The sequence below is a fragment of the Streptomyces sp. NPDC001920 genome, from assembly GCF_053594495.1.
Genome location: NZ_JBSFEP010000005.1, coordinates 77,332 through 95,016 on the forward strand (window position 1 = coordinate 77,332; position 17,685 = coordinate 95,016).

Genomic DNA, 17,685 nt, shown 5'->3' on the forward strand with positions numbered 1-17,685 from the left:
AGTGAAGCGCCCGCGTAGACGAGTATGTTCAGTACTGAAACACTGTCACCACGACTTTCCGGCCAGTCTCCTGGCATATTCACAGCCGGTGCTGGCCGAAATACGGCGGGTACACATCAAACCCGGTGCGTGACGTGCCGGAGCGGCGACGGGCACCCCGCGGGCAAGAGGCCGCGCCGGTGGCCGGATCCGTCGGGATCATCTGGACCGCCGAGGGACGGATCGCCACCGCCCCACGGCCGCACCGGGCACCCGCCGTGACTTGAGCGATGAGTTCCGGGTCGCGCGGCGGTCCACACCCGTGAAGCCGCAAGGACCGCCGCGACGGGAGGACACCATGACCACCGCCGGGACACTGGACGCGGAATTCACCGCGACCCTGCGTAAGAGCCCGAACAAAGGCGGCTGGACCTATGTGGTCTGGCCGGAGTCCGTCGACTTCTTCGGCACCCGCGGTCTGGTCAGGATCCGCGGGACGATCGACGGACATCCGTTCCGGAGTTCGTTCATGGCCCTCGGGGACGGCACCCACAAGCTCCCCGTCAGGGCCGAGGTCCGCAAGGCCATCGGGAAGCAGGAGGGCGACCGGGTCACCGTCCGCCTCACGGAACGGATCAGCCCTTGATCACCGCGTCGATGCGGGTCAGCTCCTCCTCGTCGAAGTCCAGGTTGCCGATCGCGGCAACACTGTCCTCGATCTGCCGCGCGCTGCTCGCGCCGACCAGCGCCGAGGTCACCCGGCCGCCGCGCAGCACCCAGGCGAGGGCCAGCTGGGCCAGGGACTGCCCCCGGGACTTGGCGATGTCGTCGAGCGCGCGCAGCTTGGCCACCAGGTCCTCGGTCAGCGCGTCCGAGTTCAGGAACGGGCTGTCGCTCGCGGCCCGCGAGTCCTCCGGGATGCCGTCGAGGTAGCGGCCGGTGAGCAGGCCCTGCTCCAGCGGGGAGAACACGATGGAACCGACCTGCAGCTCGTCCAGGGCGTCCAGCAGACCCTCGTCCTCGGGGCGGCGGTCGAGCATCGAGTAGCGCGGCTGGTGGATCAGCAGCGGGGTGCCCAGCTCGCCGAGGATGCGGGCGGCCTCGCGGGTCTGCTCGGCCGAGTAGTTGGAGACACCGACGTACAGCGCCTTGCCCTGCTGCACCGCCGAGTGCAGGGCGCCCATCGTCTCCTCCAGCGGAGTGTCGGGGTCCGGGCGGTGCGAGTAGAAGATGTCGACGTAGTCCAGGCCCATCCGCTGCAGGCTCTGGTCCAGCGAGGACAGCAGGTACTTGCGCGAGCCCCACTCGCCGTACGGACCGGGCCACATCAGGTAGCCGGCCTTGGTGGAGATGACCAGCTCGTCGCGGTACGCGGCGAAGTCCGACTGCAGGAACCGCCCGAGGGCGGACTCTGCGGCCCCGGGCGGCGGGCCGTAGTTGTTGGCCAGGTCGAAGTGGGTCACACCGAGATCGAAGGCGCGGCGCAGGATGGCTCGCTGGTGCTCGACCGAGCGGTCCGCGGGGCCGAAGTTGTGCCACAGTCCGAGGGACAGCGCGGGGAGCTTGAGGCCGCTGCGTCCGGTGCGCCGGTAGGGCATCTCCGCGTAGCGGTCGGGGTGTGCGGTGTACAACGCGACTCCAGAGGGGTTGGCAGGTACACGAGTGACGGTTCCGCGGAACCGGCGGTACGGTCGCCTCCACTCTGTCGTGACCTGCGGGCAGTGGTCCAACAGGTAAATCAGATGAGATTGAGCGACTACGCTGCTAAATCATGGAACTGCGCCATCTGCAGCACTTCGTGGCGGTCGCCGAGGACCAGCACTTCACCCGGGCGGCAGAACGCCTGATGGTGTCCCAGTCGGGTCTGTCGGCCTCGATCCGGGCGCTGGAGCGCGAGTTGCAGACCCCGCTGTTCGTACGGACGACGCGCCGGGTGACCCTCACTCCGGCCGGGCGGGCCCTGCTGGGCGAGGCGGAGCGCATCCTGGCACAGGTCAGGGCGGCCCATGAAGCGGTGGCCGCGGTGCAGGGCGTACTGCGCGGGATGCTGGCGCTCGGGTCCGAGCAGTGCATCGCCGGTGTGCATGTGGCGGGGCTGCTTGCGGCCTTCCGGCGGCAGCATCCGGACGTGGAGATCTGCCTGCGCCAGGCGGGCGCGGGCGCGCTCACGCAGGAGGTCGCGGCCGGGCGCCTGGACCTGGCCTTCGTGGTGCGCACGGCCGAGGAGGACACCGACCAGCTGCGGGCCGTACCACTGGCCGGTGAGCCGATGACCGTCCTGTGCCACCCGAGCCACCGGCTCGCCGCCGCCGGCGCCGCCGTCACCCCCGAGGAGCTGGGCAACGAGGTCTTCGTCGACTTCCACCCGGACTGGGGGCCGCGCCGCACGACCGACGCCGCGTTCGCCGCCGCGGGGGTCCGCAGGTCGGTCGCCCTGGAGGTGAACGACGTGCACAGCCTCCTGGACCTGGTGGACGAGAACCTCGGCATCGCGGTCGTCCCGCGCCACTTCCGGCACAAGCGGCGGTCACTGACCGCGCTGCCCGTGAAGGGCACCGGCGAGACCGTCTACGAGACGGTGGCGCTGCTGCCCCCGGCACCGGCGACGAGCCCGGCGGCCCGGGCCCTGATGGCCCTGCTGGCCCCGGGGCGGGAGGCGGACCGTTCAGAGGGCGTGTGACGTGCGGGCCCAGCAGGCGCGTGGCGGACGGCTTTGCGCGATGGTGGAGGCATGCATGCCAAGGACATCCTCATCGACGGGTACAACCGCATCCAGGAAGAAGTCCAGGCCGCCGTCGAGGGCCTCGGCCCGGACGACCTCATCGCCCGCCCCTCCCCCGACGCCAACTCCATCGCCTGGCTGGTCTGGCACCTCACCCGCATCCAGGACGACCACATCGCCGACGCCTTCGAACTCGACCAGGTGTGGCTGACGCAGGACTTCCAGAAGACCTTCGGACTGGACCTGCCGCGCCACGACACCGGCTACGGCCACACCGCCGCGAAGGTCGCCAAGGTGCGGGTCGACTCCGGCGACCTGCTGACCGGCTACTACGACGCCGTGCACGCCCAGACCCTCGGCGCCCTGCGCGAGCTGGCCGCCAAGGATCTGGAGCGCATCGTGGACGAGCGCTGGGACCCGCCGGTCACCCTGGGCGTCCGGCTCGTCAGCGTCCTGTCCGACGATCTCCAGCACGTCGGACAGGCCGCTTACGTGCGCGGGCTGCTTCAGAGCGCGTAGCCCGGGAGCACGACCTCCTCGATGAGGGCCTTGCGCTCGTCGAAGGGGATGAACGCGCTCTTCAGGGCGTTCACGGTGACCGTACGCAGGTCCTCGACGGTCCAGCCCGCCTGCTCGACCAGCAGCGCCATCTCCCGGGTCATCGTGGTACCCGACACCAGGCGGTTGTCGGTGTTGAGGGTGACGCGGAAGCCGAGGTCCTTCAGCGCGGTGATCGGGTGCTCGGCGATCGAGGTGGCGGCGCCGGTCTGGAGGTTGGACGTGGGGCACATCTCCAGCGCGACACGGCGGTCGCGCACCCAGCCGGCCAGGCGGCCGAGCTTGCCGTCCACGATGTCCTCGGTGATCCGCACGCCGTGGCCTATGCGCTGGGCGCCGCACACCTGCAGGGCCTGGTGGATGCTGGGCAGGCCGTGCGCCTCACCGGCGTGGATGGTGAACGGCACGCTCTCGCGGCGCAGGTGCTCGAAGGCGTCGAGGTGGTCGGCGGGCGGGAAGCCGTCCTCGGCGCCGGCGATGTCGAAGCCGACGACGCCGGCGTCCCGGAAGGCGACGGCCAGGTCGGCGGCCTCGCGCACCCGGTCGAACATCCGCATGCCGCACAGCAGGGTGCCGACGCGCACGGGCGTCCCGGCTGCGGCCGCCTTGGCCATCCCCGCGGCGAGGCCCTCCTGGACGGTCTCCACGACCTCGCTCATCGTCAGCCCGCCCCTGGTGTTCAGCTCGGGGGCGTAACGCACCTCGCCGTAGACGACACCGTCGGCCGCGAGGTCCAGGACGTACTCCTCGGCGGTGCGCAGCAGGCCCTCGCGGGTCTGCATCACGGCGAGGGTGTGCTCGAACGTGGCGATGTAGCGGACCAGGTCACCCGAGTTCGCGGCCTCGAAGTACCAGGCGGCGAGCTCGTCCGGGTCGGTGGTGGGCAGGGTGTGGCCGACCGCTTCCGCGAGTTCCACGACGGTGGCGGGGCGCAGGCCACCGTCGAGGTGGTCGTGCAGGACGGCCTTGGGGAGGCGGCGGATCAGCTCTTCGTCTACGCGCGTAGCAGTCATGGTGTGTTCTTTCGTCGAGCGGGGCGGTTCGAAGCGGCGGAGAAGGTCAGCCGGCGGGCTGGAGCAGGTCCCAGCGGTTGCCGTACAGGTCCTGGAAGACGGCGACCGAGCCGTACGGCTCGTGGCGGGGCTCCTCCAGGAAGGTCACACCCGCGGCGACCATGCGGGCGCGGTCGCGGGCGAAGTCGTCGGTGTGCAGGAAGAACCCGACCCGCCCGCCGGTCTGGTCGCCGACCCGGGTGCGCTGCTCGTCACCCTTGGCCCGGGCCAGCAGCAGCGCGCTGCCCTGGTGGTCGTCGGCGGCCACGACGACCCAGCGGGAGCCGTCCGGGCGCGGGGTGTCCTCGATGAGCCGGAAGCCGAGGGCTTCGGTGTAAAAGCGGATCGCCTCGTCGTAGTCGTCGACGACGAGGGTGACCAGGGCGATGCGTCTCATCGGAGCCTTCCGGGAGGTGCGATTGACGGGAGAGGTTATACGTAAAACCTCGCAGGCGCCAGTCACCAGGAGAGAAGACCTCCGTCCGATGCCGGGGGCGTAGGACCGAGGCCCGACCCGAGCCGGGACCCGAGCCCGATCCGCGCCTCCCCCTCCCCCGGTACCGTCCCGGCCATGAAGATCACCGAGCCGCCCCGGGCCCCCGCACAGCGCAAGCACGACCTCCTTGCCCGGCTGGAGAAGGAGATGGACGTCTGGGTGGCCACGGCGGGCGCCGACGGAGTGCCGTGCCTGGTCCCGCTCTGGTTCCTGTGGGACGGCGAGTGTGTGTGGCTGGCGACCCGGCCGGGCACCCCGACCGGCCGCAACCTGAGTGCCGGAGGACGGGCCCGGCTCGCGCTCGGGGACACCCTGGACGTCGTGCTCGTCGACGGGGCCGCGCGGATGTACACCGCCGACGAGGTACCGCCGGCGGCCGCGGAGGCGTTCCTGGCCAAGACGGGATGGGATCCCCGGGCGGACGCCGCCCGGTACGTGTACTTCCAGGTGCGACCGCGCACGGTGCAGGCCCGGAACGGGGAGCACGAGATGCCCGGCCGGTTCCTCATGCGGGACGGGGCCTGGGTGGTCTGAGGCGGGCGTGCACCGTTCGGCACCGAGGTGCCGGACAGCCGCCTGATGTGCGGGAGTTGCGAGGGGAACCACCGGCGGACGCCGCCACATGCCCGTGCTGCGGCCGTGCACCGTTCGGCACCGAGGTGCCGGACAGCCGCCTCTCGTACGGGAGTTGCGAGGGGAACCACCGCCCCGTGCCGTGCTGCGGCCGTGCCTTACGCTTGCACCTCCAGGTGGCCAGGGAGGGCCACCGAGTCATGGGGGGATTGCGCCATGCGCGCCTGTGTTCGCCGTGCCGTCGTGCCGGCCGTCGCCATGTCCGCCGTTCTGCTGGCGGGGTGTTCGTCGCAGAGCGACTCCGGGGAGTCCGCCTCGACGCGGGAACCGACGGCTGAAGCGCCGGGCAGGGCGACCGTCGAGCCGTCCGGGTCGGCGTCCTCGCCGCGTCCTGGCCCCGTCCTGGAGGTCGGGGAGACAGGCGAGTTCGCAACCGGCGTGACGGACGAGGACGGCACGACGTACAAGGTCACGTCGAAGATGTCCGTCGAGGTCGTCGACGCGCGGTACCTGACGGCGGAAGAGGCCGGCACGCCGAAGGAGCCGGAGAACGGTCAGTACGTCAAGCTGACCCTGACGCTCAAGAACATCGGCGACGCTCCTGCGGAGATCAGGACGTACGGCCGGATGGAGTGGGAGGACACCGGCACGGCCGCTCAGGCCGCCTCGACGCCGGACGGCGAAGGCGACGGGCGCCGACTCGACACGACGTACAAGCCGGGTCAGTCCCGCACGGGGTTCCTGCTCCTCGACGTCGGCGACGAGGGCGGGACCGTGAGCTACAACGGGTCGGAGGATCCGGACGCGGAGGGACCGGTGTTCTCGGTGAACCTGCCGGAGTCCTGAACGCCGCCGGACTCGCTCCCGCCTTCGCGTCCGCTGGGCGTGGAGCGAGCCCGCCGGCCTCCGAACGGCTCCCCGTCCGTCGATGGTCGGGCTCTGAGCCCTCCCCTCAGCCGGCGCGCCGACGTGCCGCGTCGAGCCGGGACAGCTCCTCGCCGGTGAGGCGCAGAGCACCCGCGGCCACGTTCTCGACCAGGTGACCGGCGTTACCGGTGCCGGGTATGGCGAGGACGTGCGGGCCCTGGTGCAGCGTCCAGGCGATCCGCACCTGGGTGGGGCTCGCGCCGTGCGCCCGCGCGACCGCGAGGACCTCCTCGTCGTGCGCGGTGGTCGCGCCCTCCGCGCCGGCCGCGCCGGCCACGGCGTAGAAGGGGACGAACGCGATGCCCTGCTCCGCGCAGATGCGCAGGACCTCGTCGTCCAGGGGGTCGGGACGGTCGACCGCGTACCGGTTCTGTACGCAGACCACGGGAGCGATGGCCTGTGCCTCCGCCAGATGCCGGGGTTCCACGGCGGAGATCCCGAGGTGCCGGATCAGGCCGGCCTCGCGGAGTTCGGCGAGCGCGCCGAAGTGCTCGGCGATCGAGTCCTGGCGCATGCGGCGCAGATAGACGACGTCGAGGTGGTCGCGGCCGAGCTGGCGCAGGTTCTCCTCGACGTGTCCGCGCAGTTCGTCGGGCCGGGCCGAGGTGCCCCACTCGCCGGAGTAGTCGCGGTACGGGCCGACCTTCGTGGCGATGACCAGGTCGTCCGGGTAGGGCGCCAGCACGCTGTTGATGAGTTCGTTGGCGGAACGGAGGGCGGAGAAGTAGAAGGCCGCCGTGTCGATGTGGTCGACGCCGAGCTCGATCGCCTTGCGCAGCACGGCCGTCGAGCGCTCCCGGTCGCTCGGAGTGCCGTGGTGGAAGGCTGCACTGCCCGTCAGGCGCATCGCGCCGAGGCCGAGGCGGCGGACGGAGAGGTCGCCCAGGTTCCAGGTGCCCGCGGCGTCCGCGGTGATCGTTTCGGTGGTCATCGCCGGAGTCTGACACGGCGCGGGAAAGAGGCCGCGCCCACGGTGTGCAGCTGCGGGGGGCCCGCGCGTGATGCCGCGCACTTACCGGAGGTAGCCGAAGGGTCACGTGTTAGCGTCCGGCGCGTGACTTCCCCAGCTCAGAGGGCATCCGCGGGCGATCCGCTCGGGCTGCTCGACCTGTTCGGCGACGGCTTCGTGCGTGATCCGTACCCCTGGCTGGCCGCGCTGCGGGCCGAGGCGCCGGTCCATCACGATCCCGGTACCGGGCTGTGGTTGATCAGCCGGTACGAGGACATCCGCCGGGTGCTGCTCGACCCGGACGCCTTCCATCCGGACAACGCCCAGCACGCCGTCACTCCGCTGCCGGTCGGCGTGCTGCGGGTGCTCGCCCGTGCGGGCTTCAGGATGCCACCGGCGCTGGCCGACAACGGCACTCCCAGCCATCCCGGACTGCGCCGGCTGGTCACCCGGTTCTTCAACGCCCGGCGGGTCGCCGCCGCCGTACCGGTCATCGAGCGCATCGCCGACGAGTTGCTGACCTCCGCGGCACAGCGGATCGACACCGAGGGCGGCCACGACCTCTTCCCGTCCTTCGCCCAGGTCCTGCCGTGCCGGGTGCTGATGGAGCTGCTGGGCATCGACGGCGTCTCCTGCGCCACCCTGATCCGCTGGAGCGACGCCTCGCTGGAGCTGTTCTGGGGCCGGCCCTCGCCGTCGCGTCAGCTGGAGCTGGCAGAACTGGTGGGCGAGTTCCACCAGTGGCTGACCCGTACGGTGACCGGCGGCACCGCCTCGCGCGACTCCTTCCTCGGCGCCCTGGCCGAGCACCGCCTGCCCGACGGCAGGCCACTCGATGTGCCCACCGCGGTGGGCGTGTGCTTCTTCGTCTTCATCGCCGGGCAGTCCACCACCGGCCAGCTCATCGCCACCGTCCTCAGCCGGGCACTGGCCGAGCCCGGCCTGTGGCCGCGTGTCTCGCGGGACGAGGGCCTGGCCGAGGCATGGGTGGAGGAGGTACTGCGGCGGGAGCCTCCGGTGACCTCGTGGCGACGAGTCGCCGCGCGCCCGGTGGAGCTGGGCGGGGTGGACCTGCCGGCGGGCGCGCAACTGCTCCTGATGCTGTTGGGCAGCGGCTCGGACCCGGACGTGTTCGCCTCCCCGGAGCGCCTGTGCCCGCAGCGGGCCAACGTACGGCAGCACCTGTCGTTCGGCGTCGGCCGGCACCGTTGCCCGGGCGCTTCGCTGGCGCGGACGGAGGCGGCGGTGGCGCTCCGGGTCGCGGCCCGCCGCCTGCCGCGGATACAGCCGGGGCCGAAGGCTGCGGGCACTCCGATGCTGGGCCTGCTGTCCTTCCGCGCGCCTTTGCGGGTCGCGGTGGAGCAGGCGTAGGACCAGCCCGGCCCGCGGCGGCGCGGGCCGCCGCCGGGGTGCTGCGCGGGGCGTCAGCAGTACAGGTTGCCGCCCGGAGTGACGCCCAGGATCTGTGTGAAGCGCTGGTAGGCGCCGACACGGCTCTGCACCTGCGCCGGGTTCTTGCCGTCGCACTCCAGGGCGCCGTTGATGCTGCGGATGGTCTGGCCGAAGCCGGCCTGGTGGACCATGGCGTTGTGGGGGGTCATGGTGCCGGGGCCGGTCTGGGTGTTCCAGTACCACAGTCCGGTCTTCCAGGCGACGGCCGACTCGTTCTGCACCCGCCAGGGGTTGTTCAGCAGGTCGATGCCCAAAGCGTCGCCCGCGGCCTTGTAGTTGAAGTTCCAGCTGAGCTGGATCGGACCGCGACCGTAGTAGGCGGCCTGCCCGGCCGGGCAGCCGTAGGGCCGGCTCCGGTCGCAGTAGTGCGGGTAGTTGGCCTGGTTCTGCTCGACTATGTGGACCAGGCCGCCGGTCTCGTGGTTGACGTTGGCGAGGAACGCCGCCGCTTCCTGCTTCTTCACCGTGTCGCTGCCGGTGTTGGCGAAGGCGGGGTAGGCGCTGAGGGCGGCGGTGAGGCCGCTGTACGTGTAGAACGGATTCCGGTTCGGGAACATCTGGTTGAACTGCGCTTCGCTGACGACGAAGCCGGCGGCGGACGAGCTCGGGGCCGACTGGAGCACCAGCGCGGCGCTCGCCAGGGCGAGTGAGGACAGGACTGCGGCTGTGCGGTGCCTCGACAAGGGACCAACTCCTCTGCGGAGCACGGCCGCACCCGTACAAGGGCAGGGGTGGGCAGAGCCTTGTGCGCTCGCGCCGACCAGGTCGGCCACGGCGTGGGGGCGGCCGTGGTGGGGGGTGTGGGACACACTCAACCGCTTTGGTCTGTACCAGTCAAGGGTGTAGACCAGTCAACCGGCCCGTGACGTACGCGACTTGGGTCGCGCGGGACGCTCGGCGGGCGCGATGGCCGCCCCTTGTGCCCGCCGCCGGGCCCCGGGGGCCCACACCTGCCGTGCGCCCCAGCCCCTCGCGCCCCCGTTCGCCGGGGGGCGGGAGGGCCGCGCGGGGCCGGGCTCGACGATCACACCCGCCCCGCCGGCCAGGGACGGGCCCCCGTCAGGCATCGGCCCGCAGAGAACGGTCCGCCCCGACCCGGCACGGCGCTCGGATCGTCATGAACCCGCCGATCCCTACACATAAAGAAGAAATAAGAGCACAATGCCTTCTAGGCGGCGCTTACCGCATACCGCGTCAGACGCGGTCAGGCCTGCGAGTCAAAGGAGACGAGTCATGGCCAATGTGCAGCCCACCAGAGGCGACATAACCGCCCACCCCGACGTACCCGAGATGCGGGAACGCTACGACCGCATGCTGGGCGGTCGAGACGTGGTTCTCGTCGACGGACCGGTGTTCCTGCTCGGTCTGTACTGTGCGGTGTCCCCCTGGATACTCCACTACACGACCAGTCAGCCCCCGCTCGTGACCCACAACCTGATCGTGGGCATCGCGATCGGCCTCCTGGCCCTCGGTTTCACCCGGGCACCGGAGCGCATGTACGGCCTCAGCTGGGCCTTCTGCGCGATAGGGGCCTGGATGATCATCGCGCCGTGGATCGTCGGCGACAGCCCGGACGCGGGTGTCGTCGTCAACAACATCATCATCGGAGCGCTGGCCCTGATCCTCGGGGCGATGTGCGCCGCCTCGGTCGCGAAGAGCAGCCCGAGGGCATAGGAGCACTCAAGGGGCAAGGCAATGCCGGCCGGTCCGCTTCCGCGGGCCGGCCTTCGCGCGCCCCGGTCCCCGGCAGCGCGTCGCCGGACGCTCACTCTCCGCGACGACACCGAGCCCGCCGGCGAGGCCCGAGCCGCCCGAGCCGCCCGAGCCGCCCGCACGGATGTGTCCACCTCGCATACGCGAAGTCATGCCGGTGAATACCGGTATGTCACCCTCGAAGCCTTGCTCGTTCCGAGGCCCATACGCCGAACAGCTGTTACATGACCTTCGGGTTTCCTTGATGGACGGTCCCTACCTTCGAGAGCGTCGGAACGAACCCCATCGAAGGAACACCTCTCCGATGCGCTCTCCCTGCACCCTGCGCACCGCCCTCCTCGCCACCGGCGTGGCCGCCGCGCTGGGCGGTTCGGTCGCCGCCGCCTTCGCGGCCGGTGCGTCCGCTCGGACCGTCACGTCAGCGACCCGTCCCTCTCGGGCCGGACGCGTCCACGTGAAGACGGTGAAGCTCGCGGACAGGGTCAGCCGGGCGAAGGTCTTCCGGAGCGGCAGGAACCACCACGAGGCGGAGATATGGGCCGACGGCTCGCGGTGCGGGACCCTCTACGCGCACGGCGGACCCGCGTACGCCCAGAACAACGGGCTGCACGTCACGCTCCGCCCGAACGGCAAGGTCACGTCGCGGTTCGAGGGGGCCAGGCCGAAGCCGCGGCCGGTCGGCGTACGCGTCCTGGTCGCCACACCGACGCTCGCGGACGGAGTGACCACGGCGGAGGTCCACAGACTCACGGCCGACCACCACGAGGCCGACATCCTCACCGACGGCGCGCGGATCACCACCCTCGTCGCGGAAGGCCGCGCCGCGTACGGCGAGAACGACGGTCTGCACATCACCCTTCAGCCGGACGGGCGGTTGACCTCGTGGATGGAGGACGGTTCAGCCTCCCCTTGAGGTGAGGCCCCGCGTCATCGCAGGAAGAACCCGAGCTCTCGCCGGTGTTCGGACGCCCGGCTCGGCCAGCCCCGCGCCCCTCCCGATGCCGTGCACCCGATGTGCGGCGGGCCCCCTCCCATCCGCGGCTCTCGAAGGAGGTGAGCAACTCCCGTACGTGTCCCGCACGTCGGGAGGGTGAACGCCGCACGGTCGTCCCGACCCGCACGACCTCGCTGACGGCTCGGCCACCGAGCACCGCTCCTCCGTCCGTGCCTCCGTCGATCGGTCACTCGGCTCGAACCCCTCGTCCGGCATGCCCTCATCAGGCACCCTGCCCCTATGGATCAAGCGGAAGTACTGCTCATCGGAGGACGGGCCGGGGTCGGCAAGACCACGGTGGGCTGGGAGGTCTCGGCCCGGCTGAGGGCCGCGCACGTCCCGCACGCCGTGATCGACGGCGACTTCATGGGAGCCGTCCATCCGGCACCGGCCGACGACCCGCGCCGCGCCGCCGTCACCGAGCGGAATCTGACCGCCGTGTGGCGGAACTACGCCGAGCTGGGGCACCGGCGTCTCGTCTACACGAACACCGTCAGCGTGCTCGACGAGGCCACGCCTATGTTCCGCCGGGCCATGGGACCGGACGTACGGCTCGTACGGGTCCTGCTCACCGCCACGGACGCGACGGCCGAGCAGCGGCTGACCGGCCGCGAGCTCGGCTCGGAGCTGGAGCACGAGATGCACAGCAGCGCCCGCAAGGCACGGCTCCTGGACGAGCACGCCCCGGCGGACGTGCTGCGGGTGGTGACCGACGGCCGCACGGTGATCGAGATCGCCACCGAGCTGGTGGCCGCCACCGGTTGGGCCGGAACCGGGGTACCGAGCCCGGCCCCGGCCACTGGTTGAGCCGGAACCGACTGTCAGCCCCTCCTCGGGGAACCCGAGTAGATGCGGGGACAGGAGGAAGAGGGGCGAAATGGAGATCTCGGGCATCATCAGTGCCATTGTCATCGGCATCATCATCGGTGTGCTGGGGCGCCTGGTGGTTCCGGGCCGTCAGCGCATCGGAGTTCTGTGGACGATCCTCGTCGGCATCGTGGCCGCGCTGATCGGTTCGGCCATCGCGGCCGGCCTCGACGTGGGCGACACCGACGGCGTCGACTGGGTCGAGTGGCTCATCCAGATCGGCCTCGCCGCGCTGGGTGTGGCGGCACTCGACCGGGCGAAGGCGCGCCGCTGACACCGTCCGCGAGCGCCGCTCACACACGCCCCGCGACGGCCCGCATCGCGGCGAGGCCGTCGCGGGCCGAGGGGTGCACGGGCGCCCAGCCGAGTTCTCGCTCCGCCTTCGCCGTGGAGACCCGCAGCGTCGTCGACATCACCGTGTGCGCGTACGACATGGGCCTCATCAGCCAGAGCGGTACGGTCATCGGTTTCGGCAGCCCGAACTCCTCGGCCACGCACCGGACATGGGAGCCGAAACCCATGGGAGTGCGGTCCGCGATGTTGTAGGCCTGGCCGGGGCGACCGTGTTCGACGGCGGCGACCACCGCCCGCGCCGCGTCGGTGAGTTCGATCCAGGGCAGCACCCTGCCGTGGTCGGCGGGGACGGGCAACTGCCTCCTGCGCAGCATCCGCACGAGGGCATCGGTGCCGCCCGGGCCGTAGAACAGGCCGAAGCGCAGCGCGACACCCTGGAGGCCGGGGGTGTCGAGGGTGAGTCGCTCCTTGGTGCGCATGGCCGCGATGTGACGTTCCAGCTCCCGATCACGGCCGCTCGGGCCGAAGGTGTCGTCCTCGGTGATCTCGTGGTCGCCGTGGTCGCCGTAGCCGTATCCGAAGACCATGGACTCCGTCACGAAGCGCCGGGCACCGGTGGCCCGCGCGGCCTCGATGAGGTGGGCGGTTCCGTCGGTGCGCAGCGCGTTGGTGGCGTGCATGTCGCGGTGGCGCATGGGCGGCTTGCGCAGCGCGGTCGCGGCGTGGATCACCGTGTCGAAGCGGTGGCCGTCGACGGCACGCAGCAGCGCGTCGCGGTCGGTCAGGTCGGCCTGGATGTCGTTGCGCGGGCCGCGGCCGAGACCGATGACCCTGTGGCCCGCCGTCCGCAGGGCACGGGTGAGGTGTACGCCGAGGACGCCACCGGCTCCCGCCAGGAGGATGCGCCGGCTGTCCTGGTTCGGTTGGTTGGTCGTCATGCCCCTGCGACGGATCGGGCGGCGACGGATGTGACATCCGGGGCCTGACGATCGTCCACGCGCCGCTCACGGTTACGGCGTGTACACGTACGGTGTGGTCGTGGTCAGCGGCGCGAACCCGATGCGTTCCAGTACGGGGCGGCTCGTGCTCATAGCGTCGACCTGGAGGTACCGGTAGCCGCGGTCCATGGCGGCGCGGGCCCGGTGGGCGACGAGGGCACGGTAGATGCCGCGACCGCGCCATCCCTCGACGGTGCCCCCGCCCCACAGCCCGGCGAAGCGGGTGCCGGGCACCAGTTCCATACGAGCCGCGCTCACCGGCGTGTCCCCGGCCAGTGCCACCACGGCGACCACGGTGTCCGGAGCGGCCTCGATACGCGCCAGCAACTGGTGACGCATGCGGGAACTGTCGGTGCCGAACGCCTTCTCATGCACCTCAGCGACGAGTCCGACGCCCTCCGCGTCGGTGACGGGCAGGACGCGGATGCCTTCCGGCGGCTCGGCGTCCAGGCGCAGCGCGGCCACCTCGCCGATCATCAGCGTCTCCTCGGGCCGGGCCGTGAAGCCCGCGCTCCTGAGCCGTCGGCCGAGGTCGACCGGCAGGTCGTGCCCGTAGAGCTTCCACTCGAACTCGCGGCCGAGGCCGGTGAAGCGGGTGATCTGCTCGGCGATGGCCGCGTCGGCGTTCGCCCCGTCCAGGTCGGACCACACCACGCCGTTCCATCCGCCCGCGGACGACACCTGGCGGACCACGCGCCCGGTCCGCTCCACCCGGGCGTCCGGACTGTCCGGCTGCGCGCCTCGGCGCATGTCCCGGTCGTACAGGGCGAGAATCGCGGCATGATCCATGGGTTCACTCCAGCACCGGGCCGGATCCGCGGCAACGGCTTTACTCGGCCATAGGGTGGGGCAGGGACGATCGCGCCACGAGGAGGCCCGTACGCCATGGTCGTGAAGGATGCCGAACTGCCGTATCTGCGCCGCTGCGTCGAGCTCGCGGCCGAGGCGCTGGAGGCCGGGGACGAGCCGTTCGGTTCGGTTCTGGTGGGGGCGGACGGCGCGGTGCTGGCCGAGGACCACAACCGGGTGGCCTCGGGCGACCGCACCCGCCACCCCGAGTTCGAACTGGCCCGCTGGTCCGCCGCCCGGATGACACCCGAGGAGCGGGCCGCCGCCACCGTCTACACCTCCGGCGAGCACTGCCCGATGTGCGCGGCCGCCCATGCGTGGGTGGGCCTCGGGCGCATCGTGTACGTGGCCTCGTCGGAGCAACTGGCAGGATGGCTGGCGGAGTTGGGGGCGCCCGCCCCGCCGGTGCGGACGCTGCCGGTGCGGGAGGTCGCGCCCGCCGTGACCGTGGACGGTCCGGTGCCCGAGCTCACGGACGAGATCCGCGCGCTGCACGTGCGCTTTCACCGCCGCACGGGCGGGGCCGGTCAGGCTGCGACACGTCCGGGTGTCGAGGATGCGGCATCGGATCCGTCCCAGGGTGACCAGTAGCCGGATCCGACTGCGCGACGAACAGGGAGCCCCCGTGACGATTCAGCGGATGGACAACGTAGGCATCGTCGTCGACGACCTGGAGGCTGCCGTCGCCTTCTTCACCGACCTCGGCATGGAGCTGGAGGGCGAAGCGCGGATCGAGGGGATCGCGGCGGACCAGATGCTCGGCCTCGACGGCGTCCGCAGCGCCATCGCGATGATGCGCACCCCGGACGGCCACGGCAAGCTGGAGCTGACGAAGTTCCACAGCCCCGCGGCGATCAGTGCCGGACCGCTCGACCCGCCGCCCCACACTCTGGGCCTGCACCGTGTCATGTTCGCAGTCGACGACATCGACGACACGATCACCCGCCTGCGCCGCCATGGCGCCGAGCTCCTCGGCGAGGTGGCGCGGTACGAGAACGCCTACCGGCTCTGCAACCTCCGCGGCCCCTCGGGGATCATCGTCGCTCTGGCCGAACGGATCGGCTAGGTTCCGGCTCTTCGCCACAGCGGCGGGGTGTCGGGTCCGGGCCCGCCGTGACCGGTGAGGGTCGCGCGGATGCGAGCCTCACCGTTTCAAAGGCCGGTGCGTCACCTGCCGGGCCGCGGTGAGGGTGACGGCCCGGGGCCAGGTGGTACTCGGTGCCCGCCCCGCCGCGGGAGCGTCCGAGGCCGTGGTCGGCGGGCTCGTCCGCCCGTCACCGGGGCACGCACCACCGCTAGCCGAGCTCCAGCGTGGTGACACCGAAGACGCGCTCCCCGGCGTACGGCCGCACCGGTCCGGTGTACATGCGGGCCGTCTCGAAGGAGGGCGAGAAACCGGCCTCTGCGGCGAGAGCGACGCCCGCCGGGTTGTTCTGCGGCACGTCGATGGCGACCTGCCTGCCCGCCACCTGTGTGGTCAGGGCGGCGAACAGGGCGCGCGCGTCCTCGGTGGTGTCGGCGAAGAGCGGGCCGATCCTGGGGCAGTCGTGGCCGGGGCGGATCACGCCGTAGCCGGTGACGCGGTCGCCGGCGCGACGGACGACGGCGTGGTGTCCGGGGCCGGCGAGCCACTGAGTGAGGAAGCGGGGACGGTCGGCCGGGGTGCAGCCGGCGTCGTACGCGATGACGTCCGCGACGTCCTCGGGCCGTACGGCACGGACGTCCGCCGGGAGGTCGCAGGCGGGGGCGGTGCCGGTGAAGCGGGCGGTGCGGTAGGCGAGTTCGAAGCCCGAGCGGCGGTAGTTGTCCTGCTGGGCGACGACCCCGTCCAGTCCGATCGTGCGGTTCCCGGCGTGGGCGAGCGCGGTCTTCCACGTGGTGAGGCCATGGCCGCGGCCGCGCATGTCGGGGCGGACCAGGTAGTGGCCGAGGAAGGCGTACTCGGTGCCGTAGTTCACGACCGAGATCGCCGAGACGGGCTCACCGTCGATCCGGCCGATGAAGAACCCGTCGGGATCCTGCGCGAAGAACGCCGGCGCGTCGGCGAGCCCGGGATTCCAGCTCTCGTCCGCCGCCCAGCCCTTGATCACCGACCAGTCGTCGAGGCCGGCGCGAGCGATGTCGAGGTCTTCGGAGGCCGGAGAGGCCATGGATGCGCTCCATTCCGTGGTGGGGGGTGGCGTACGCGCGATGGTCGACCGCGCCCCAGCATCCTTGCCGATCATCCGCAACGGCGTCAGGCGCGATCAAGCCGTTGCGGCCCGTCGAGAGGGAACCGGTGAACGCGTGTGCGCACCGGAAGGGCCCCACCGCCCGCCGCCCGGTGGGGCCCCCTTCGTGCCGCGCGGAGCGCGGGGGTCAGCGCACCGCCTGCGGGCGGAAACGCCGGTACAGGATGGCGCCGCCCAGGACGAGCCCCGTGCCGCCCACCGCGGCGGCGAGCGTGTGGTCCGCTCCCGTCCGGGCGAGGCTGCCCTCGGGTCCGTGCGGGACGTGCACCGGCGGCACCTCCTTCGGCCTCGGGGGGTGGGCCCGGGGCACGGACGGCTTCGGCACGGGCTTCGTCGTCGCGGGAGGGCGCTCGCCCGGCGTGTTCACGGACTCGTTGCCGGTCGCGGGGTTGCCGACGCCGACCACGTTGACCGAGTTGCCGCTGACGTTCACCGGCAGGTGGACCGGCAGCTCGATCGTGTTCCCGGAGACGACCCCCGGCGAATCCTTTCCGCTTCCCTCGGCCGAGGCCCCGCCCTTCGCGGCGGGCTTCCGCTTGGCCGCACCGTCCTCGTTCGCGCAGCTGTTGCCCGCGGCGGGGTTGAGGAGCCCCACGACGTTCACGGTGTTCCCGCACACGTTCACCGGGGCGTGCACGGGAAGCTGGATCGTGTTCCCGGAGAGCACCCCCGGCGAGTCGGTCGCGGCACCCTCCGCCGCGGAGTCGGCGAACGCGGGGATCGTCATAGCCATCGCGCCCGAGGCGGCGACGGCGATCACACCGTATCGGGTAACCCGTCTCATAGGTCCCTGCCTTCCAGACATGGTCGCGGGCACTCACCCGCACCGGATAAAACGCAGGCGAACCATCCGAGTTATGGCTTATCGGCCATTCACCCCATCGAGCGTCAGGGTTGTCGAACTAGCGGTAAAAACATCCGAGCGGAATGCGGCGCGCACAGTACGTCGATCGAGGCGGTCCCGCATCTCGGGAGGCAGGGCACCCCAAGGCGTGCTTATCGTGAGCGAGGACGCCGCATCCCGGTCCGCG

General features: G+C 71.5%; 21 protein-coding genes and 1 pseudogene. 12 read left to right on the plus strand and 10 right to left on the minus strand.

Annotation, left to right across the window (positions count from 1 at the left end; genetic code table 11):
• Positions 1 to 337: 337 nt before the first annotated feature.
• Positions 338 to 625: a DUF1905 domain-containing protein gene (locus ACWCPI_RS09925; protein WP_451037642.1), complete on the plus strand. Its 288-nt coding sequence runs from the start codon at positions 338 to 340 to the stop codon at positions 623 to 625.
• Here ACWCPI_RS09925 and mgrA read toward each other — a convergent pair.
• On the minus strand, positions 615 to 1,610 hold the full coding sequence (gene mgrA / locus ACWCPI_RS09930) for an L-glyceraldehyde 3-phosphate reductase (protein WP_451037643.1): 996 nt from the start codon (positions 1,608 to 1,610) through the stop codon (positions 615 to 617). The genes ACWCPI_RS09925 and mgrA overlap by 11 nt on opposite strands.
• 140 nt (positions 1,611 to 1,750) lie before the next feature.
• Between mgrA and ACWCPI_RS09935 the strand changes: the two genes are divergently transcribed.
• Together ACWCPI_RS09935 and ACWCPI_RS09940 are read left to right on the plus strand one after the other, a co-directional pair.
• Positions 1,751 to 2,659, plus strand: coding sequence for a LysR family transcriptional regulator (locus tag ACWCPI_RS09935; RefSeq protein ID WP_451037644.1), 909 nt, complete (start codon positions 1,751 to 1,753; stop codon positions 2,657 to 2,659).
• Between the two features lie 51 nt (positions 2,660 to 2,710).
• A complete protein-coding gene (locus ACWCPI_RS09940) occupies positions 2,711 to 3,220 on the plus strand; it encodes a mycothiol transferase (RefSeq protein ID WP_451037645.1) in 510 nt (169 codons plus the stop codon).
• Here ACWCPI_RS09940 and ACWCPI_RS09945 read toward each other — a convergent pair.
• A complete protein-coding gene (locus ACWCPI_RS09945; RefSeq protein ID WP_451037646.1) occupies positions 3,208 to 4,272 on the minus strand; it encodes an adenosine deaminase in 1,065 nt (354 codons plus the stop codon). The two genes, ACWCPI_RS09940 and ACWCPI_RS09945, sit on opposite strands and share 13 nt — an antisense overlap.
• A 46-nt stretch (positions 4,273 to 4,318) precedes the next feature.
• Positions 4,319 to 4,708, minus strand: coding sequence for a VOC family protein (locus tag ACWCPI_RS09950; RefSeq protein WP_451037647.1), 390 nt, complete (start codon positions 4,706 to 4,708; stop codon positions 4,319 to 4,321).
• A 174-nt stretch (positions 4,709 to 4,882) separates the two neighbouring features.
• On the opposite strand from ACWCPI_RS09950, the gene ACWCPI_RS09955 reads away from it, so the two are divergent.
• Both ACWCPI_RS09955 and ACWCPI_RS09960 read left to right on the plus strand, forming a co-directional pair.
• Positions 4,883 to 5,341 (plus strand): pyridoxamine 5'-phosphate oxidase family protein, encoded by a 459-nt coding sequence (locus tag ACWCPI_RS09955; RefSeq protein WP_451037648.1) that lies wholly within the window; start codon positions 4,883 to 4,885, stop codon positions 5,339 to 5,341.
• Positions 5,342 to 5,596: 255 nt separating this feature from the next.
• Entirely contained in the window at positions 5,597 to 6,226 is a 630-nt protein-coding gene (locus ACWCPI_RS09960) for a DUF4352 domain-containing protein (protein ID WP_451037649.1), read from the plus strand.
• 106 nt (positions 6,227 to 6,332) lie between these two features.
• On the opposite strand, the gene ACWCPI_RS09965 is transcribed toward ACWCPI_RS09960, so the two are convergent.
• Entirely contained in the window at positions 6,333 to 7,238 is a 906-nt protein-coding gene (locus tag ACWCPI_RS09965) for an aldo/keto reductase (RefSeq protein WP_451037650.1), read from the minus strand.
• A 123-nt stretch (positions 7,239 to 7,361) separates the two neighbouring features.
• On the opposite strand from ACWCPI_RS09965, the gene ACWCPI_RS09970 reads away from it, so the two are divergent.
• A complete protein-coding gene (locus ACWCPI_RS09970; RefSeq protein WP_451037651.1) occupies positions 7,362 to 8,627 on the plus strand; it encodes a cytochrome P450 in 1,266 nt (421 codons plus the stop codon).
• Between the two features lie 53 nt (positions 8,628 to 8,680).
• Here ACWCPI_RS09970 and ACWCPI_RS09975 read toward each other — a convergent pair whose 3' ends face one another.
• Positions 8,681 to 9,391: a chitinase gene (locus ACWCPI_RS09975; RefSeq protein ID WP_451037652.1), complete on the minus strand. Its 711-nt coding sequence runs from the start codon at positions 9,389 to 9,391 to the stop codon at positions 8,681 to 8,683.
• A 550-nt stretch (positions 9,392 to 9,941) separates the two neighbouring features.
• On the opposite strand from ACWCPI_RS09975, the gene ACWCPI_RS09980 reads away from it, so the two are divergent.
• The 4 genes from ACWCPI_RS09980 (at position 9,942) to ACWCPI_RS09995 (ending at position 12,556) form a co-directional block, all read left to right on the plus strand.
• On the plus strand, positions 9,942 to 10,382 hold the full coding sequence (locus ACWCPI_RS09980; RefSeq protein ID WP_451037653.1) for an SPW repeat protein: 441 nt from the start codon (positions 9,942 to 9,944) through the stop codon (positions 10,380 to 10,382).
• 343 nt (positions 10,383 to 10,725) lie between these two features.
• On the plus strand, positions 10,726 to 11,334 hold the full coding sequence (locus tag ACWCPI_RS09985) for a hypothetical protein (RefSeq protein WP_451037654.1): 609 nt from the start codon (positions 10,726 to 10,728) through the stop codon (positions 11,332 to 11,334).
• A 321-nt stretch (positions 11,335 to 11,655) separates the two neighbouring features.
• Complete coding sequence (locus ACWCPI_RS09990; protein WP_451037655.1) at positions 11,656 to 12,222, plus strand: AAA family ATPase; 567 nt, start codon at positions 11,656 to 11,658, stop codon at positions 12,220 to 12,222.
• A gap of 70 nt (positions 12,223 to 12,292) precedes the next feature.
• Entirely contained in the window at positions 12,293 to 12,556 is a 264-nt protein-coding gene (locus tag ACWCPI_RS09995; RefSeq protein WP_451037656.1) for a GlsB/YeaQ/YmgE family stress response membrane protein, read from the plus strand.
• Positions 12,557 to 12,575: 19 nt separating this feature from the next.
• On the opposite strand, the gene ACWCPI_RS10000 is transcribed toward ACWCPI_RS09995, so the two are convergent.
• Together ACWCPI_RS10000 and ACWCPI_RS10005 are read right to left on the minus strand one after the other, a co-directional pair.
• Entirely contained in the window at positions 12,576 to 13,514 is a 939-nt protein-coding gene (locus ACWCPI_RS10000) for an NAD-dependent epimerase/dehydratase family protein (protein WP_451037657.1), read from the minus strand.
• 72 nt (positions 13,515 to 13,586) lie between these two features.
• A complete protein-coding gene (locus ACWCPI_RS10005; RefSeq protein WP_451037658.1) occupies positions 13,587 to 14,363 on the minus strand; it encodes a GNAT family N-acetyltransferase in 777 nt (258 codons plus the stop codon).
• Positions 14,364 to 14,459: 96 nt separating this feature from the next.
• Here ACWCPI_RS10005 and ACWCPI_RS10010 point away from each other — a divergent pair, with 96 nt between their 5' ends.
• Positions 14,460 to 15,014: a nucleoside deaminase gene (locus ACWCPI_RS10010; protein WP_451037659.1), complete on the plus strand. Its 555-nt coding sequence runs from the start codon at positions 14,460 to 14,462 to the stop codon at positions 15,012 to 15,014.
• Positions 15,015 to 15,048: 34 nt separating this feature from the next.
• Positions 15,049 to 15,489: a VOC family protein gene (locus ACWCPI_RS10015; protein ID WP_451037660.1), complete on the plus strand. Its 441-nt coding sequence runs from the start codon at positions 15,049 to 15,051 to the stop codon at positions 15,487 to 15,489.
• 38 nt (positions 15,490 to 15,527) lie between these two features.
• Here ACWCPI_RS10015 and ACWCPI_RS10020 read toward each other — a convergent pair.
• The 3 genes and pseudogenes from ACWCPI_RS10020 to ACWCPI_RS10030 all read right to left on the minus strand — a co-directional run.
• A pseudogene (locus tag ACWCPI_RS10020) lies at positions 15,528 to 15,688 on the minus strand (IS5/IS1182 family transposase); the annotation flags it as partial.
• Positions 15,689 to 15,718: 30 nt separating this feature from the next.
• Positions 15,719 to 16,573, minus strand: a complete 855-nt coding sequence (locus ACWCPI_RS10025) for a GNAT family N-acetyltransferase (protein WP_451037661.1) — start codon at positions 16,571 to 16,573, stop codon at positions 15,719 to 15,721.
• A gap of 208 nt (positions 16,574 to 16,781) precedes the next feature.
• Positions 16,782 to 17,438, minus strand: coding sequence for a chaplin (locus ACWCPI_RS10030; RefSeq protein ID WP_451037662.1), 657 nt, complete (start codon positions 17,436 to 17,438; stop codon positions 16,782 to 16,784).
• Positions 17,439 to 17,685: the final 247 nt, after the last annotated feature.

Coding starts and splice junctions, on each gene's coding strand:
- ACWCPI_RS09960 (WP_451037649.1), top strand. CDS start 5,597: ATGCGCGCCTGTGTTCGCCGTGCCGTCGTGCCGGCCGTCGCCATGTCC.
- ACWCPI_RS09935 (WP_451037644.1), top strand. CDS start 1,751: ATGGAACTGCGCCATCTGCAGCACTTCGTGGCGGTCGCCGAGGACCAG.
- ACWCPI_RS09945 (WP_451037646.1), bottom strand. CDS start 4,272: ATGACTGCTACGCGCGTAGACGAAGAGCTGATCCGCCGCCTCCCCAAG.
- ACWCPI_RS09925 (WP_451037642.1), top strand. CDS start 338: ATGACCACCGCCGGGACACTGGACGCGGAATTCACCGCGACCCTGCGT.
- ACWCPI_RS09940 (WP_451037645.1), top strand. CDS start 2,711: ATGCATGCCAAGGACATCCTCATCGACGGGTACAACCGCATCCAGGAA.
- ACWCPI_RS09985 (WP_451037654.1), top strand. CDS start 10,726: ATGCGCTCTCCCTGCACCCTGCGCACCGCCCTCCTCGCCACCGGCGTG.
- ACWCPI_RS09980 (WP_451037653.1), top strand. CDS start 9,942: ATGGCCAATGTGCAGCCCACCAGAGGCGACATAACCGCCCACCCCGAC.
- ACWCPI_RS10010 (WP_451037659.1), top strand. CDS start 14,460: ATGGTCGTGAAGGATGCCGAACTGCCGTATCTGCGCCGCTGCGTCGAG.
- ACWCPI_RS09955 (WP_451037648.1), top strand. CDS start 4,883: ATGAAGATCACCGAGCCGCCCCGGGCCCCCGCACAGCGCAAGCACGAC.
- ACWCPI_RS10000 (WP_451037657.1), bottom strand. CDS start 13,514: ATGACGACCAACCAACCGAACCAGGACAGCCGGCGCATCCTCCTGGCG.
- ACWCPI_RS10030 (WP_451037662.1), bottom strand. CDS start 17,438: ATGAGACGGGTTACCCGATACGGTGTGATCGCCGTCGCCGCCTCGGGC.
- ACWCPI_RS10005 (WP_451037658.1), bottom strand. CDS start 14,363: ATGGATCATGCCGCGATTCTCGCCCTGTACGACCGGGACATGCGCCGA.
- ACWCPI_RS10025 (WP_451037661.1), bottom strand. CDS start 16,573: ATGGCCTCTCCGGCCTCCGAAGACCTCGACATCGCTCGCGCCGGCCTC.
- ACWCPI_RS09995 (WP_451037656.1), top strand. CDS start 12,293: ATGGAGATCTCGGGCATCATCAGTGCCATTGTCATCGGCATCATCATC.
- ACWCPI_RS09990 (WP_451037655.1), top strand. CDS start 11,656: ATGGATCAAGCGGAAGTACTGCTCATCGGAGGACGGGCCGGGGTCGGC.
- ACWCPI_RS09965 (WP_451037650.1), bottom strand. CDS start 7,238: ATGACCACCGAAACGATCACCGCGGACGCCGCGGGCACCTGGAACCTG.
- ACWCPI_RS09950 (WP_451037647.1), bottom strand. CDS start 4,708: ATGAGACGCATCGCCCTGGTCACCCTCGTCGTCGACGACTACGACGAG.